Source organism: Rhodococcus sp. KRD197, from assembly GCF_017168235.1.
GTDB lineage: Bacteria > Actinomycetota > Actinomycetes > Mycobacteriales > Mycobacteriaceae > Rhodococcoides.
Genome location: NZ_JABFAO010000011.1, coordinates 579324 through 594085 on the forward strand (window position 1 = coordinate 579324; position 14762 = coordinate 594085).

The 14762-nt window shown below is 65.2% G+C and carries 14 protein-coding genes and 1 pseudogene; 12 read left to right on the plus strand and 3 right to left on the minus strand.

Features of this window, described 5'->3' with window-relative positions; translation table 11 throughout:
* Window positions 1–91 precede the first annotated feature (91 nt).
* The 3 genes and pseudogenes from J1M86_RS18505 to J1M86_RS18515 all read left to right on the plus strand — a co-directional run bounded on the left by J1M86_RS18505 (window position 92) and on the right by J1M86_RS18515 (window position 2882).
* Window positions 92–922, plus strand: a complete 831-nt coding sequence (locus J1M86_RS18505) for a mycofactocin-coupled SDR family oxidoreductase (protein WP_075837328.1) — start codon at window positions 92–94, stop codon at window positions 920–922.
* Window positions 923–938: 16 nt separating this feature from the next.
* Window positions 939–1892: pseudogene (locus J1M86_RS18510) on the plus strand (AAA family ATPase); the annotation flags it as partial.
* A 69-nt stretch (window positions 1893–1961) separates the two neighbouring features.
* A complete protein-coding gene (locus J1M86_RS18515; protein ID WP_206510899.1) occupies window positions 1962–2882 on the plus strand; it encodes a VWA domain-containing protein in 921 nt (306 codons plus the stop codon).
* 5 nt (window positions 2883–2887) lie between these two features.
* On the opposite strand, the gene J1M86_RS18520 is transcribed toward J1M86_RS18515, so the two are convergent.
* Together J1M86_RS18520 and J1M86_RS18525 are read right to left on the minus strand one after the other, a co-directional pair.
* The gene (locus J1M86_RS18520) at window positions 2888–3709 is read right to left on the minus strand and encodes a uroporphyrinogen-III synthase (RefSeq protein ID WP_075837330.1); all 822 of its coding nucleotides are present in this window, start codon (window positions 3707–3709) and stop codon (window positions 2888–2890) included.
* Window positions 3710–3744: 35 nt separating this feature from the next.
* Window positions 3745–4593, minus strand: coding sequence for an aldo/keto reductase (locus J1M86_RS18525; protein WP_206510900.1), 849 nt, complete (start codon window positions 4591–4593; stop codon window positions 3745–3747).
* 59 nt (window positions 4594–4652) lie between these two features.
* Here J1M86_RS18525 and J1M86_RS18530 point away from each other — a divergent pair, with 59 nt between their 5' ends.
* On the plus strand, window positions 4653–6287 hold the full coding sequence (locus tag J1M86_RS18530) for an ABC-F family ATP-binding cassette domain-containing protein (RefSeq protein ID WP_206510901.1): 1635 nt from the start codon (window positions 4653–4655) through the stop codon (window positions 6285–6287).
* Window positions 6288–6361: 74 nt separating this feature from the next.
* Here the strand turns inward: J1M86_RS18530 and J1M86_RS18535 are convergent, their stop codons facing one another.
* Entirely contained in the window at window positions 6362–7192 is an 831-nt protein-coding gene (locus J1M86_RS18535) for an alpha/beta hydrolase (protein WP_206510902.1), read from the minus strand.
* An 81-nt stretch (window positions 7193–7273) separates the two neighbouring features.
* Here J1M86_RS18535 and J1M86_RS18540 point away from each other — a divergent pair, with 81 nt between their 5' ends.
* The 8 genes from J1M86_RS18540 to J1M86_RS18575 all read left to right on the plus strand — a co-directional run bounded on the left by J1M86_RS18540 (window position 7274) and on the right by J1M86_RS18575 (window position 14699).
* Window positions 7274–7741 (plus strand): MarR family winged helix-turn-helix transcriptional regulator, encoded by a 468-nt coding sequence (locus J1M86_RS18540; protein ID WP_075837332.1) that lies wholly within the window; start codon window positions 7274–7276, stop codon window positions 7739–7741.
* A gap of 63 nt (window positions 7742–7804) precedes the next feature.
* Window positions 7805–8077 (plus strand): helix-turn-helix transcriptional regulator, encoded by a 273-nt coding sequence (locus tag J1M86_RS18545; RefSeq protein WP_075837333.1) that lies wholly within the window; start codon window positions 7805–7807, stop codon window positions 8075–8077.
* The gene (locus tag J1M86_RS18550) at window positions 8074–8622 is read left to right on the plus strand and encodes a hypothetical protein (protein WP_206510903.1); all 549 of its coding nucleotides are present in this window, start codon (window positions 8074–8076) and stop codon (window positions 8620–8622) included. Before J1M86_RS18545 ends, J1M86_RS18550 begins: the two co-directional genes overlap by 4 nt.
* Window positions 8619–9152: a hypothetical protein gene (locus J1M86_RS18555; RefSeq protein ID WP_206510904.1), complete on the plus strand. Its 534-nt coding sequence runs from the start codon at window positions 8619–8621 to the stop codon at window positions 9150–9152. The genes J1M86_RS18550 and J1M86_RS18555 overlap by 4 nt, the downstream gene beginning before the upstream one ends.
* Before the next feature lie 37 nt (window positions 9153–9189).
* Window positions 9190–10083 carry an ABC transporter ATP-binding protein gene (locus tag J1M86_RS18560; protein ID WP_206510905.1) on the plus strand — a complete coding sequence of 298 codons (894 nt, stop codon included), beginning with the start codon at window positions 9190–9192 and terminating at the stop codon, window positions 10081–10083.
* Window positions 10080–11273 carry an ABC transporter permease gene (locus J1M86_RS18565; RefSeq protein ID WP_206510906.1) on the plus strand — a complete coding sequence of 398 codons (1194 nt, stop codon included), beginning with the start codon at window positions 10080–10082 and terminating at the stop codon, window positions 11271–11273. Before J1M86_RS18560 ends, J1M86_RS18565 begins: the two co-directional genes overlap by 4 nt.
* A 9-nt stretch (window positions 11274–11282) precedes the next feature.
* Complete coding sequence (locus J1M86_RS18570) at window positions 11283–12788, plus strand: carboxyl transferase domain-containing protein (RefSeq protein WP_206510907.1); 1506 nt, start codon at window positions 11283–11285, stop codon at window positions 12786–12788.
* Between the two features lie 51 nt (window positions 12789–12839).
* Complete coding sequence (locus J1M86_RS18575) at window positions 12840–14699, plus strand: propionyl-CoA synthetase (protein ID WP_075837338.1); 1860 nt, start codon at window positions 12840–12842, stop codon at window positions 14697–14699.
* Window positions 14700–14762 lie beyond the last annotated feature (63 nt).

The window sequence follows — 14762 nt, forward strand, 5'->3', positions numbered from 1 at the left end:
ATGAGATGGCCTGCCGTGGACGCGTTGCCTCGCAGGGTGATGCGCTGCGCGAGCGCTGTTCTCGCCACACGAGGAACAAGGAAGTTCGCTCATGGGAAAGCTCGACGGAAAAGTAGCATTCATCACCGGAGCCGCGCGCGGACAGGGACGCAGTCACGCCCTGAAATTGGCGCAGGAAGGTGCCGACATCATCGCCGTCGATCTGTGCCGACAGGTCGACAGCGTCGTCTACCCGCTCGCCACCGAGGCCGATCTCGCCGAAACGGTAGCGCAGGTCGAAGCGCTCGACCGCCGGATCGTTGCCTCGACGGCCGACGTACGCGACACCGCCCAGCTGACGAAGGCCGTCGACGACGGGGTGGCCGAACTCGGCCGTCTCGACATCGTCCTCGCCAACGCAGGCATCGCGAGTTTCGCACCGATCGAGGAACTCACCGACGAGGCCTGGGACGACATGATCGGCATCAACCTCACGGGTGTGTTCAAGACGGTGCGCGCCGCAGTGCCCCATCTCAAGGCCGGCGGCCGAGGCGGCGCCATCGTCCTGACCAGTTCGACGGCAGGCATCAAGGGACTGGCGAACCTGGCGCACTACGTGGCCGCCAAACACGGCGTCGTCGGATTGGTCAAGACGCTGGCAAACGAATTGGCGCCGTTCTCGATTCGGGTCAACTCTGTTCATCCCACCGCCGTCGATACCGATATGATCCACAACACCGCGACCTACTCGATGTTCATGCCGGACAAGCCGAGTCCCACCCGCGCGGACGCCGCCGAGGCGTTCAAGACACTCAACGCGCTTCCCATCGAATGGGTCGAGTCCATCGACATCTCCAACGCCATCGCGTTCCTGGTCTCCGACGAGGCCCGGTACATCACCGGCGTGCAGCTACCCGTCGACGCAGGTTCGGTGATCAAATGACCGTCGACACGCTTCCCGCCTGCTGCACCAACACATGACAGCGGTGCTGTCGATCGCCGACGTACGCCGTCGGGTCGCGGCCCGCGTCGTCGGTAGGGATCGCGAACTCGACTTACTACTAGCGGCGGTCGCAGCCGGGCGGGACCTGCTGATCGAGGGTCCGCCGGGCACCAGCAAGAGCACGCTGCTCGGCGCCATCACCGCCGAGTGGGGTATTCCCATGCTCTTCGTCGAAGGAAACGCCGATCTCACTCCGGCTCGTATCGTCGGGCATCACAACCCTTCTCGCGTGCTTCGGGAGGATTACAGCGAGGACAACTTCGTCCCGGGGCCCCTAGTCGAGGCGATGCGCAGCGGCGGATTTCTGTACGTCGAAGAGTTCAACCGCGCCCCCGAGGACACGTTGAACACGCTGTTGACCGCTATGGCCGAGCGGCGCATCGCGATACCCCGCGTCGGGACGGTGACGGCCGCGCCGACCTTTCGAGTGATCGCGTCGATGAATCCATACGACAACGTCGGCACCAGCCGGTTGTCCACCAGCGTGCACGACCGGCTGTGCCGCCTCGCCGTCGGCTATCAGGATGCCGAAGCCGAACGGGGCATCGTCGCGCTTCGAACCGAATCGGACTCGGCGCGGGTGATCGCCGATGCGGTCACGATCACGCGGGCCACTCGCGAACATGAGGACATCACCCAAGGCAGCAGCGTTCGCGGCGCGATAGACCTCACTCTGGTGGCCGCCCGGCTCGCCGAACTACGCGAGGTCACCATCCCCGTCGTCGCCGATATCGACCCGCCGCGCGATCTTCCCGAGGACTACCAGCGGGTGATGCTCGACGCCGTGCTCGTCGCCCTGTCCGGGCGCATCCACGTCGACGAGACGTCCGATGCCACCCCCGAGCGGATCCTGCACGAGATCTGGGAGGACCACTTCGTCCTTCGACCGGCCGCCGCTGCGCCTGGTTGAAGAGCCGTCGTCGCCGATTCTCCGGTCCGAAAGCCGGGCAGCACGACGGCGTCGCGCACGCTGAAACCGTTGCGCCGCAAACCCAAGACACTCACCGAAGCACCCATCCTGTTCGAGCCGGGTGGCGGCGGTTCGGTTCTGATCGGCGGCGACCGCAGCAGGTCCGGCCCGGCAGGTGGCGAGCACAATCCGTCGGCAACCGGGTTCACCGATGAGTGCGCTGCGGTGATCTCGCTCCGCGATACCGCCGAGGAGGATTCGGCAGCCGACGCCGCCACACGGGCCCGCGCCCGGGCGATCGCAGCGCGCATGGCGCTACGGCGACCCCGCCGCGATCCCCGGGCACGCCGCGGTGTCGGCGCCCTGACCTCCCTGCGATACCGAGACGGATCCGACGAGATCGACTTGGACCGGACCATCGACGTGCTCGCGGCCAACCCGATGCCCGAGGACGCCGACATCGTCGTACGCGAACGCGTCCTGAGCAAGAGGTCCGTGGTACTCGTCGTCGACATCTCAGGGTCGATGAAAGGTGAACGCGTCCGCACTGCGGCAGCCGCCGTCGGCGCGCTCGCGGGGGAACTTGCCCGCGACGATCTCGCGGTTCTCGCCTTCTGGTCGGATGCTGCGGTTCTGGCCCACTTCGGCGACTCGACGACCCCGCTCGGACTTCTCGACACGGTGCTGAGCATCCCCGCGCGCGGGTTGACCAACGTGCACTTCGCCCTCGACACGGCCGCCGGTCTACTGCGCGGGGTGTCCTCGCCCGATCGACGGGTGCTGCTGCTCTCCGATTGCGTGCACAACGCCGGTCCCGATCCGCGAGGCGTCGCCGCAACGATTCCCCGACTCGACGTGCTGCTCGACATCTCCGGTGAGCAGGACCTCGAGCTGGGACGCGACCTCGCACGACTCGGACGTGGCCGCATCAGGACGGTCCGCACCTACCGCGACGTCGGGCCGGCGTTGACGTCGTTCTTTCAGAGGTGAGAAGGTCAGTCGCCCAACTCGTCGACGACGAATTTCGCCAGCGAACCCAGCCGAGCCCGCTCCGGCATCCGCGTCGGCACACCCAAGGCATCGAGTGGCGCCGAGGTGACCGGCCCGACACAGATGGCGGCGACCGGGCCACGCAGGGCCTCGAGGAACTCGTCGAGCAAGCCGTTGTCCTTGGCGGTCGACAGAAGCGAGGCGACGGCAGGAGCGCTGGTGAAGGTGACTGCGTCGACCTCGTGGTCGAGGATCCTGGCCAGCAGATCGATCAACGGCTGCTGATCGGACGGACGGATCCATCGGTACACAGGGATTTCCCGGACGTCGGCGCCGAGGTGGGCCAGCGATTGTGCCAGGTGGATCGTCGGCTCCCACTCGGTGATGGTGCCGTGCAGCTGCACGGCCACGTCTACGCCCACGATTCCCTCGGCTTCGAGATGATCGGCGACTTCCTGGGACGCTTCGGTGGCGGGGGACCACACTTCTCGTAGCCCCGATCCACGGATCGCTCCCCGCGCCTTGGGGCCCCGCGCAATGATGCGCGAGGCCCCGAGGGCAGCGAGGAGTTCCGTTCGGTTGCCCCACCCTTCTGCGGCGTCGAGCCAGCCCCGGAAGCCGACGCCGGTGCTGATCACCACCAGCTCCGGGGGCTCGTCGATGATGCCGGCGGTCTTTTCCTGCAACACCGAATCATCGAGCAGCGGTAGGACGTGAATGGCGGGCACGTGAATCGTCTCGGCGCCGCGGCGCTCGAGCAGCGTCGCGAACTCCTCCGCACGTCGCTCGGCGGTCAGCGCTATCGTCTTGCCCGTCAGCGGTCCCATGCGGCTCAGACTAGTGCTAGTGGGACTTTTCGGGCCTAGCTGCTGAACTTGTCCGGATCCGGGCCGGTTCGGCCGTCCGGGGTGTCCAGTGCGTTGATCTGCTGGATCTCGTCATTGCTGAGCGCGAAGCCGAAGACATCGAAGTTGCTCGCGATGCGCTCAGGCGTGACGGACTTCGGGATCACGACGTTGCCGAGTTGAATGTGCCACCGCAGAATCACCTGAGCAGGCGTCACACCGTGGGCCTCGGCGATCGGCGCGAAAGCCGGATCGTCGAGCACGGTGCCGGAACCGAGTGGGCTCCACGCCTCGGTGGCGATCGCGTGCGCGGTGTGAAAGGCCCGCAGTTCCTCCTGGATGAGGCGCGGATGCAGCTCGATCTGATTCACCGCGGGGGTCTCACCGACCGCATCGATCAGCTTCTCGAGCGTCGGGATGGTGAAGTTGGAGACGCCGATGGAGCCGATGCGGCCGTCGGACTTCAGCTTCTGGAACGCCTTGAATGTGTCGATGTACTTGCCGCGGTCGAGCTGCTGCCAGTGGATGAGGTACAGATCGAGGTAGTCGAGGCCGAGTCGTTCCATGCTGGCGTCGAACGCCTTCAAGGTCGAGTCGTAGCCCTGGTCGTCATTCCATAGCTTGGTGGTGATGAACAGCTCGTCGCGCGCGATGCCCGACTCGGCGATCGCCTTGCCGGTGCCGGTCTCGTTCTCGTACACCTTCGCGGTGTCGATGCTGCGGTAGCCGACTTTGAGCGCCTCGGACACTGCGGCCTGGGCGCCGTCGTCGGGAACCTGCCACACACCGAATCCGAGCTGGGGAATCGCGTGCCCGTCGTTGAGCACGATTGTCGGAACAGTACTGGTCTCGGCTGAAAACGTCATACACATTGCAACTGCCGGGCGGGCGGCTGTGTTCCCGACCTGTCTTGGATACTTCAGAGGTGACTGCGACGCTCCGAATCGACGACCTTGCTGCATTTCACGGCGATCGCACCCTGTTCTCCGGGCTCGACCTCACTGTCACGGAAGGTGACGTGATCGGTCTCGTCGGCGCCAACGGCGCGGGAAAATCGACGCTGCTGACGCTGCTGGCCGGAGTGGGGACTGCAGATTGGGAGGGTGAGATCCGCACCAGCCCACCCGACGCCACCGTCGGCTATCTCGCGCAGGAACCCGAGCGGCTGGCCGGGGAATCGGTTCTCGCGTTCGTCGGCCGACGAACCGGAGTCACCGCCGCGGAACAGGCGATGAACGAGGCGGCCGAGGCACTGGGCGGCGAGGACGGTGAGGACCGCTACACCCCTGCCCTCGAACGCTGGCTCGCACTCGGCGGGGCCGATCTTCAGGAGCGGACCGCGAAAGTGCTGGCCGAGCTGGGCTTGGATGTCGACGGCAGTGCTTTGATGTCGACGCTGTCCGGAGGACAGGCCGCGCGCGCAGGCTTGGCGGCCATTTTGCTCGCCCGGTACGACATCCTGCTGCTCGACGAGCCCACCAACGATCTCGATCTCGCGGGCCTGGAGCAGCTGGAACGGTTCGTCGTCGATACCCGTGCCGCCATCGTGGTGGTGAGCCACGACCGCGAGTTCCTGGCTCGGACGGTCACCGGCATCGTCGAGTTGGATCGCGCACAGCATCGGATCGACGTGTACGACGGCAGCTACGAGTCGTACCTCGCCGAGCGTGAGATCGCTCGCGAGCATGCCCGCGAGAAATACGACGAGTTCGCCGATACCAAGGCCTCGCTGGAATCGCGTGCGCAGATGCAGCGAAACTGGATGGAATCCGGTGTCCGCAATGCTCGCCGCAAGGCGACCGACAACGACAAGATCGCCCGCAAGACCCGCGCCGAATCGACCGAGAAGCAGGCCGCGAAGGCCCGTCAGACCCAGCGCCGGATCGAACGCCTCGAGGTGGTCGAGGAGCCGCGCAAGGAGTGGGAGCTGCGGATGGAGATCGCTGCCGCGCCGCGCAGTGGAACGGTCGTCGCGACGGCGAGCGGCGCCGTGGTTCGGCGCGAGGGCTTCACCTTCGGCCCCGTCACCACGGCGATCGAGTGGGGCGATCGCATTCTGATCACCGGTCCGAACGGATCCGGCAAGACGACGTTGCTCTCGGTATTGCTGGGCAGGCTCAGCCCGGACGAGGGATCGGCCTCACTGGGATCCGGGGTCTCCGTCGGTGAAATCGACCAGGCCCGCGGGCTCTTCGTGGGCTCGGACACCGTATCGGAGGCGCTCGGTGCCGCGGTGCCCGAGTGGCCCGACGCCGAGGTGCGCACGCTGCTCGCGAAGTTCGGGTTGCGCGGGGACGATGCGCTGCGCCCCGCGTCGTCCCTCTCACCCGGCGAGCGGACCCGCGCAGCGCTGGCATTGCTTCAGGCTCGCGGCGTGAACCTCCTCGTACTGGACGAGCCGACCAACCACCTCGATCTGCCCGCGATCGAGCAACTCGAGCGGGCGATGGAGAACTTCGAGGGCACCCTGTTGCTGGTGACGCACGATCGCCGAATGCTCGACACGGTCCGAAGCACGAGGCACTGGACGATGGCGGATGGGCAACTGAGCGAGCTGTGAGACGCAGTGAAATCGGGTGCAGCCAGCCGCGCCAGGCGCGGTCAGCTGCACCCGATTCGCTTCGAATTCTTGGTTCAGCCCAGCAGAATCTCGTCTACCTCAGCGGAAGGGTGCATCGGTAGTCCGTGATGCGTGGCGTCGTCGAGGATCACCGTTCTCGCTGTCGGCAGAACGGTGCGCACTGCCGACGCGATGCGAGCGGCGTTGTGCACCTTGCCCTTACCTGCCAGCACCACTGTGGTTTCGACACCGAAGTTCTCGAATACAGCGGGCTTGGGCCGCGCGGGAACGACGGTCTTCGCCGTCGGGACATCTGCGGCTCCGAGCGCGAGCACGTCGAGCCAGTCGGGATCCAATGCCAGGCCACCGGTCTCCCACCGTACGAATCGTCGTTGCCGTTTGTCGTTGGGAAAGAGCAGAACCGGGATGGCGTGCAGCAGGTACCGCGGACTCATGGAGCCGAAGCAAGCATTGGGATCGAGCAGCGTGAGCGCGTCGACGCGACCTGGATTGCGAAGCGCGTAGGCCAGGGCGATCATCGCGCCGTAGGAATGCCCGCACAGCGCCGCCGTGAACACATGCAACCCATCCAGCACGGCCGTCACCCAGTTCAGCAACTCGTCCAGGGAGTCGATGGACCGCACACCGGGAACGCTGCGTCCGACGTCGCCCATCGGATCGACCGCGTACACCCGATAGCGCTGTGAGAGCGCGGCCACGTTGGCGAACCACACGGTGGACGTCGCACCGGCCCCCGGCAGTAGCACCAGCGCGGGGGCATCGACGGGTCCACAGGCGTTGATCCGGGTGGTCCCGTGCACCGTGTTCACGTCGATGGCCTCGACATCTGCCGGCCACTTCTGCAGCACTCGGTCGTAGGCAGAGAAGAACTCGTCGAGCGTCATCGCATCCCCCAATTCTCTCGATGATCGAGATAGTAGACAATAGAGAGACCGTACGTCCAGCATCGCCCGAGGAATCGACACATGACCGAACCTGACTCCACCGAACTCGTCGCTGTGCATCGATTGCGCGCACTGACCGTCGAGCTCGATCTGCTCGGCGCAGACTTCGCCCAGAAGCACTCGCTTCACCCGACAGACATTCGCGCGCTGATCTGCCTACTGGACGCCGACCGAGCTGGAAAGCGCGCCACGCCGGGCTGGCTCGGCGGACAGCTGGGTCTGGAATCCGCGTCGGTCACGGCACTGATAGATCGCATGACCAAGCGAGACTTGGTATCACGCGAACACGACCCAACCGATCGCCGACGAGTACTCCTACGCGTCACCGCACATGCAGCCGAACTCGGTACCACATTCTTCGGCCCCGTCATCGACCGCGCCGTCAACGAACTCGCGCGTTTCACACCCGAGCAGCGCGCCACGATCGACGAATTCCTGACGGCCATGCATGCAGTGGTCGCGGCGACTCGCGAACAACAGAACCCCTAGACGCATCGACAATTCTGTTACTACCGGTTGACACATCGTTGGGTTTATACAACACTTCGTTCCATGAGCCCCGTCAAGCGTGGCAACACGCTCCCGATCTACAACCGGGTGGGAGTTCTGCGAGCCGAACGAAAAATGAGCCGCGCGCAACTGGCCGAACTGATCGAGGTGAACCCACAGACAGTGGGCGCACTGGAACGAGGCGACCACTACCCCAGCCTCGACCTTGCGATGCGAATCTGCGACGTCTTCGACCTCCCCGTCGAGGCAGTGTTCTCGCGACAAGAACTCGGACCACTCTCCGCCGAACTCTTCCGAAGGGAGAAGAACGCATGAACACCTCCGACTCGAACGTTCTCACCCGATACCAGGCCTACCGAACCCGGCGCTTCATCGAGAACGACGCGAAAACCCGCCACTGGCTTCCGAAATGGCGTACGCAGCGCCGAAGACGCGCACTCGCGCTGGGCCTCGTCACCCTGTTCGCGATTTCCATCGTGGCTGCAGTGGCAGCACAGTGGTCCGAGGCGGCGGTCATCACCTGGGTGGCCACACTGCTGCTGTTCATCCCCCTGTGGACGATGGTGCAAATCGTGTCCAATCGCGGAGCCGACGCCCCGGTCGACGTCCTCGACGAATGGGAAATCAAGCGCCGCAACGAGGCTCGATCGGTCGGCTTGACGATAACCCAGGCATTGGGAATCGCCGCGGCCTTCTACCTGCTCTTCGGATCCAACATCTTCGACGGCAGTGACTTCGCATTCTCGGGCGGAGCACTCGTGTTCACGTTCGTGATGCTCGGTGGGTGTAGTCCCGCCATGACCCTCGCGTGGACCACACCCGACCCCGACGCCGATGACCTGACGGAGATCGCATCATGACCACCTCCGACTCGAACGTTCTCACCCGATACCAGGCCTACCGAACCCGGCGCTTCATCGAGAACGACGCGAAAACCCGCCACTGGCTTCCGAAATGGCGTACGCAGCGCCGAAGACGCATGCTTGCTATCGCAGTGGCGGCCACCCTGATCATCCTGTTGATCATTTCGATCTGTTCCTTGTTTCTCGAATGGGTACCGATTGCTTGGCTTCCGGCCACCGCACTGTTTCTTGTTCTGTGGACGATGCTGCAGACGGTGTCCGGGCGACACAGCGATGCTCCGACGGGAGCCCTGGACGAGTGGGAAGTGCAGCAGCGCAACGAGGCTCGATCCATCGGGCTCACCATCACACAGGGAACGGTGCTGGCCGCGATTGTCCCGTTGATCTTTCTGTCGACGACGATCGACAACGAGAACCTCGCCTATGCGGGAGCGTCCTGGACTCTCACGGCGCTGCTGGCCGGAATCTGCTCACCCGCAATAATTCTCGCTTGGATCACCCCCGACCCCGATCCCGAAGACCTCTGACGCTCGAAGAACTCTGACACTCGAAGAGAAGGGCACCATGAGCACTCTCACGATCGACAACATCTCCAAGAGATACGGCGACACCATCGCCCTCGACTCGCTCAGTTTCGATGTACGGCCCGGTGAACTGTTCGGCTTCGTCGGCAGCAACGGAGCCGGCAAGACCACCACCATGCGCATCACCCTCGGAGTGCTGTCGGCCGACTCGGGCCAGGTACTGCTCGGCGGCAAACCCGTCGACCTCGATGTGCGCCGCACCATCGGCTACATGCCGGAGGAACGCGGCCTCTACCCCAAGATGAAGGTCGGACCCCAGCTGGAATACCTGGCGCAGTTGCACGGCCTGTCCAAGTCCGACTCCGAATCCGCGGTACAGCGATGGACCGAAAGGCTCGGCATCTCCGCCAGACTGAACGACACCGTCGACGCATTGAGCCTGGGCAATCAGCAGCGTGTGCAGCTTGCGGCAGCACTCGTGCACGACCCGGCCGTGCTGGTGCTCGACGAACCCTTCTCCGGCCTCGACCCGGTCGCCGTCGACGTGATGAGCGAGGTGCTGCGCGAGAAGGCCGCCTCCGGTGTCCCCGTCATCTTCTCGAGCCACCAACTGGATCTGGTGCAGCGACTGTGCGACCGCGTCGGCATCATCGCCGCCGGTTCGATGAAGGCAGTCGGAACCGTCGACGAACTGCGCGGCAGCGGGAATGCGCAGCTCGAAGTACACGCGCCGGCTGCCACACCGGGATGGGCCGACGGTATCCCCGGAGTCGAGACGGTCGACCACTCACACGGCACAACCCTCCTCAGCATCAAGCCGGGCACCGACGACCAGGCCATTCTCCACGCCGCTCTGGCAACCGGACCGGTCCACGAATTCTCGACGCACAAACCATCCTTGAGCGATCTGTTCCGAGAGGCGGTCGAAGCATGAACCACAACGTCAGCTCCAGCAGAGCCATCGGATTGATCGCCCGACGCGAGTTCACCGTGCAGGTGATGAAGAAGAGCTTCGTCATCAGCAACATCATCATCCTGGCCGCCATCATCGGCGGAATCGTCGCCTACTCCATCTTCTCCGGCGGCGGCGAGGACCGCGACGCCATCGGAGTCGTGGGCGATCAGTCCATCGCCGCCGTACTGCAGGCGAACGGAGACGCCATCGGCTATCCCGTGGAGGTCCGCGAGATCGCGGACGCGGCGGCCGCACGCGCGGACGTCGAATCCGGTGATCTCGCAGTAGCTCTCGTACCAGGTGGTTCAGGCGCCTACACCGCCATCACCGACTCCGAACTGATCGGAGCCCTGCGGGCCGTTGTCGAGGGCAGTGTGCAAACGCAGGCCACCGACGGCGCACTCGCCGCCCAAGACGTCGACCAGGCAGCTCTGGCGGCGGCAACGGCGAACGCGACAGTCACCGTCACCGCGATCGATCCGCCGGATCCGGAGGCCGGCCAGCGCGTTGCACTGTCCCTGGCCGCGGTGTTCATTCTCTACGCCCAGATCATCGGCTTCGGCATGTATGTCGCCATGGGTGTCGTGGAGGAGAAGTCCTCGCGCGTCGTCGAACTGCTGCTCTCGACGGTTCGGCCGCTGCAACTGCTATGGGGCAAGATTCTCGGCATCGGGGCGGTCGGCATCCTGCAACTCGCACTGTACGGCGTGGCCGGTGTCGGGGCCGGCTTGGCGACCGGAGTCCTGACCGTCACCGGTACTGCCATCAGCGTGTTCGTCGGCACCCTCGGTTGGTTCGTGCTCGGCTTCGCATTCTTCGCGGTGCTCTACGCCGCCGGCGGGTCGATGGTTTCCCGCCAGGAGGACGTCAACTCGACGACGATGCCGCTGCTTGTGTTGATCATGGCGATGTTCTTCGCGGCGTTCTACTCGGTCGGCGATCCGGAGAGCACCCTGAGCAACGTGCTCAGCTGGATACCCCCGTTCTCCGCCGTCATGATGCCGTTGCGCATCGCAGCGGGAGTGGCACCGCTCTACCAGATCGTGGGGACCGTCCTGATCATGGCCGCGACCACCGCAGCGCTCGCCGTCGTCGCAGCGAAGATCTACCAACGCTCCATCCTGAGGATCGGTAAGACCGTCACGTGGAAGGAAGCGTTTGCTCGCTAAGCTCTCCCCATGAACACACGGACATCCGCCGCCGAGATCCTCGATGCGATTCTCGACGGCGGATCGTTCGTCTCCTGGGACAGCACGCCGATCGACGTCGCGCCCAACGCCTCGTACGCTGCAGACCTGACCAAGGCGCGGGAGAAGAGCGGCGTCGACGAGGCCGTCCTCACCGGGCAGGGCCTGATCGACGGCCGGGTCGTGGCCGTCATCGCATGCGAGTTCTCCTTCCTCGCCGGCTCGATCGGAGTGGCTGCCGCGGAACGGATCGCCTCGGCCGTCGAGCGGGCCACCGCCGAGAAGTTACCGCTGATCGCCTCCCCCACCTCCGGCGGAACTCGGATGCAGGAAGGCACACTCGCCTTCGTGCAGATGGTGAAGATCGCCGGCGCGGTCACTCTGCACAAACAGGCCGGTCTGCCATATCTGGTTTACCTGCGCAATCCCACGACGGGTGGCGTGTTCGCATCCTGGGGATCGCTGGCGCACGTGACATTCGCCGAGCCCTTTGCACTCATCGGATTCCTCGGCCCACGCGTCTATCAGGCGCTGTACGACAAGCCATTTCCCGAGGGCGTCCAGACTGCCGAGAATCTCTACCACCACGGTGTCATCGACGGTGTGGTGCCCGTCCCGAACCTTCGGCACCTGCTGGTCCGGGCCCTCCGCGTGGTCAGCGGGGACACCGACCTCCCGCACGAACTCGCGCCCGCACCTGCCGTCGCCGATATCCCGGAACACTCGGCCTGGCATTCGGTCATGTCATCGCGAAACCCCGACCGCCCAGGGGTGCGGCAGTTGCTCGAACACGCCGCCACCGAGCAGGTACCGCTCAGCGGCACCGGCCAGGGTGAATCCGACACCACTATCCTGCTGTCGCTGTGCCGTTTTCGTGGGATCTCGTGTGTGGTGTTCGGCAACGACCGCAGCGGTCACAGCGTCACCGCCACCATGAGCCCAGGAGCTCTACGCGAAGCGCGCCGCGGGATGAAGCTGGCCGAGGAACTCGGCATCCCACTCGTCCTCGTCATCGACACCTTCGGGGCCGCACTGTCCAAGGAGGCGGAGGAGGGCGGGTTGGCACCGGAAATCGCCCGCTGCATCAGCGATCTCGTCACCGTCGACACCCCGACCGTGTCGGTGCTGCTGGGCCAGGGCACCGGCGGCGGGGCGTTGGCGTTGCTTCCGGCCGACCGGACGCTGTGCGCTCAAAATGCCTGGCTGGCCCCGCTGCCGCCGGAGGGCGCGAGCGCAATCGTGCACCGAGACACCGCACACGCCGCAGAGATGGCGGAATCACAGGGAATACGGTCGGTGGATCTGCTTCGCGACGGCATCGTCGACGCGATCGTTCCCGAGCACCCGGACGCCGCCGAGGAGCCCGTCGAGTTCTCGTTGCGCGTTGCCGGCGCCATCGCACGCGAACTCCGAGTCATCGCCCAAGCCGACTCCGACAGCCGCCTCGAGATGCGTATGTCGCGATACCGCAGGCTGGGGGTTCGTAACCTCGGGTGAGTCGGGCCTGGTTCCGAACCTGGCTGCACGGTTCGCCACTAGGCTGCATCCATGAGTGGTGAATACCGGACCGCATTCGACCGCAGCGTCTCCGACCGCGAAGGGTTCTGGCTCGACGCTGCCCGCGACATCGACTGGGAGAGCCCTCCCACCACTGCCTACGGCGAGGGCCGGTGGTTCCCCGACGGCCGACTCAACACGTGCGTCAACGCCCTCGACCGCCACGTCGACGCAGGTCATGGCGACCGAACGGCGTTGATCTACGACTCTGCGATGATCGGGGTCCAGCGCAGCTACACCTACTCCGAACTCCTCGACCACGTCGCGCGGTTCGCCGGAGTCCTCGCAGCGAACGGCGTCACCACCGGCGATCGCGTGGTGCTGTACCTGCCGATGATTCCGGAGGCGGTCATCGCGATGCTCGCCTGTGCGCGCATCGGCGCAGTGCATTCGGTCGTGTTCGGCGGCTTCGCGGCCAAGGAACTCGCGGCCCGCATCGACGACGCCGAACCCGTACTCCTCGTCACCGCAAGTGGCGGTTTCGAGCCGGGCAGGGTCGTCGAATACCTGCCGATCGTGGAGAAAGCGCTGGCCATGGCCACTGGCACGCCTCCGCAGGTCATCGTCAAGTCACGCGAGGGCATCGCAGGCGAACACTCCTGGCTCGATTGGGACGAACAGTTCTCCGACGCAACCGCAGCCGACCCGGTCACGGTGCAGGCAACCGATCCGCTCTACATCCTGTACACCTCCGGAACCACCGGAAAGCCCAAGGGCGTGGTGCGCGACAACGGAGGCCACGCCGTTGCACTGACGTGGTCCATGCGCAACATCTACGACGTCGGCGCCGGTCAGGTCATGTGGACGGCATCCGACGTCGGCTGGGTGGTGGGCCACTCCTACATCGTCTACGGCCCGCTGTTCGCCGGCGCCACAACCGTCCTGTACGAGGGCAAACCCGTGGGGACTCCCGACGCCGGTGCGTTCTGGCGCGTCATCTCCGATCACGGCGTCCGCGCGCTCTTCACCGCACCCACTGCGCTCCGGGCGATCCGCAAGGTGGACCCGCATGCCGCCGAACTCGAGAAATACGACATCAGCACTCTGGCAACACTCTTCGTTGCCGGTGAGCGCCTCGATCCCGACACGTACGAGTGGAGTTCACGCACCCTGGACCGGCCCGTCGTCGACCACTGGTGGCAAACCGAAACGGGCTGGGCGATCTGCGCCAACCTGCGCGGCCTGGAACCGCTTCCGATCAAATCAGGCTCGCCGACGGTGGCCGTGCCCGGATTCCGCGTCGCCATCCTCGACGCTTCGGGCAACGCGGTGGACGCCGGCGCCGAGGGCAACATCGTCATCGAACTGCCGTTGCCGCCGGGCACACTCGTCGGATTGTGGAACGACGAGAACCGGTACCAGCGTTCCTATCTCGACACCTTCCCCGGCTACTACCTGACCGGCGATTCCGGCTACATCGACGCCGACGGCTATGTCTATGTCCTCGGCCGCAGCGACGACGTGATCAACGTTGCCGGACATCGACTTTCGACAGGTTCGATGGAGGCCGTGGTGGCGGGCCACCCCGCCGTCGCCGAATGCGCCGTCATCGGAATTCACGACGATCTCAAGGGCCAGCGTCCGAGCGGATACGTGGTGCTCAAATCCGGAGAGACCATCACCGAGGATCAGTTGCGTGACGAGCTCGTCGCGATGGTTCGCGATCAGATCGGCGCGCTCGCAACCTTCCGTGACGTCACGATCGTCGGTGCGTTGCCCAAGACGCGATCCGGAAAGATTCTCCGCAAGACGATGCGGCAGATCGTCGCCGGTGAGGAATACGGCGTGCCGTCGACCATCGAGGATCCGGCGGTACTCGATGCGTTGGAGAAGCTGCTGCGACACCAGTAACGGCAGTAATCCACGCAACGTTGTCCGAAATCCGCGCGCGCACAACCACGAGCCCGCAGTAGC

Bases quoted from the DNA above. Each gene is read 5' to 3' on its own strand.
- J1M86_RS18505 (WP_075837328.1), top strand. From the start codon at position 92: ATGGGAAAGCTCGACGGAAAAGTAGCATTCATCACCGGAGCCGCGCGC.
- J1M86_RS18520 (WP_075837330.1), bottom strand. From the start codon at position 3,709: ATGGGACCGCTGACGGGCAAGACGATAGCGCTGACCGCCGAGCGACGT.
- J1M86_RS18525 (WP_206510900.1), bottom strand. From the start codon at position 4,593: ATGACGTTTTCAGCCGAGACCAGTACTGTTCCGACAATCGTGCTCAAC.
- J1M86_RS18535 (WP_206510902.1), bottom strand. From the start codon at position 7,192: ATGACGCTCGACGAGTTCTTCTCTGCCTACGACCGAGTGCTGCAGAAG.
- J1M86_RS18540 (WP_075837332.1), top strand. From the start codon at position 7,274: ATGACCGAACCTGACTCCACCGAACTCGTCGCTGTGCATCGATTGCGC.
- J1M86_RS18545 (WP_075837333.1), top strand. From the start codon at position 7,805: ATGAGCCCCGTCAAGCGTGGCAACACGCTCCCGATCTACAACCGGGTG.
- J1M86_RS18550 (WP_206510903.1), top strand. From the start codon at position 8,074: ATGAACACCTCCGACTCGAACGTTCTCACCCGATACCAGGCCTACCGA.
- J1M86_RS18555 (WP_206510904.1), top strand. From the start codon at position 8,619: ATGACCACCTCCGACTCGAACGTTCTCACCCGATACCAGGCCTACCGA.
- J1M86_RS18560 (WP_206510905.1), top strand. From the start codon at position 9,190: ATGAGCACTCTCACGATCGACAACATCTCCAAGAGATACGGCGACACC.
- J1M86_RS18565 (WP_206510906.1), top strand. From the start codon at position 10,080: ATGAACCACAACGTCAGCTCCAGCAGAGCCATCGGATTGATCGCCCGA.
- J1M86_RS18570 (WP_206510907.1), top strand. From the start codon at position 11,283: ATGAACACACGGACATCCGCCGCCGAGATCCTCGATGCGATTCTCGAC.
- J1M86_RS18575 (WP_075837338.1), top strand. From the start codon at position 12,840: ATGAGTGGTGAATACCGGACCGCATTCGACCGCAGCGTCTCCGACCGC.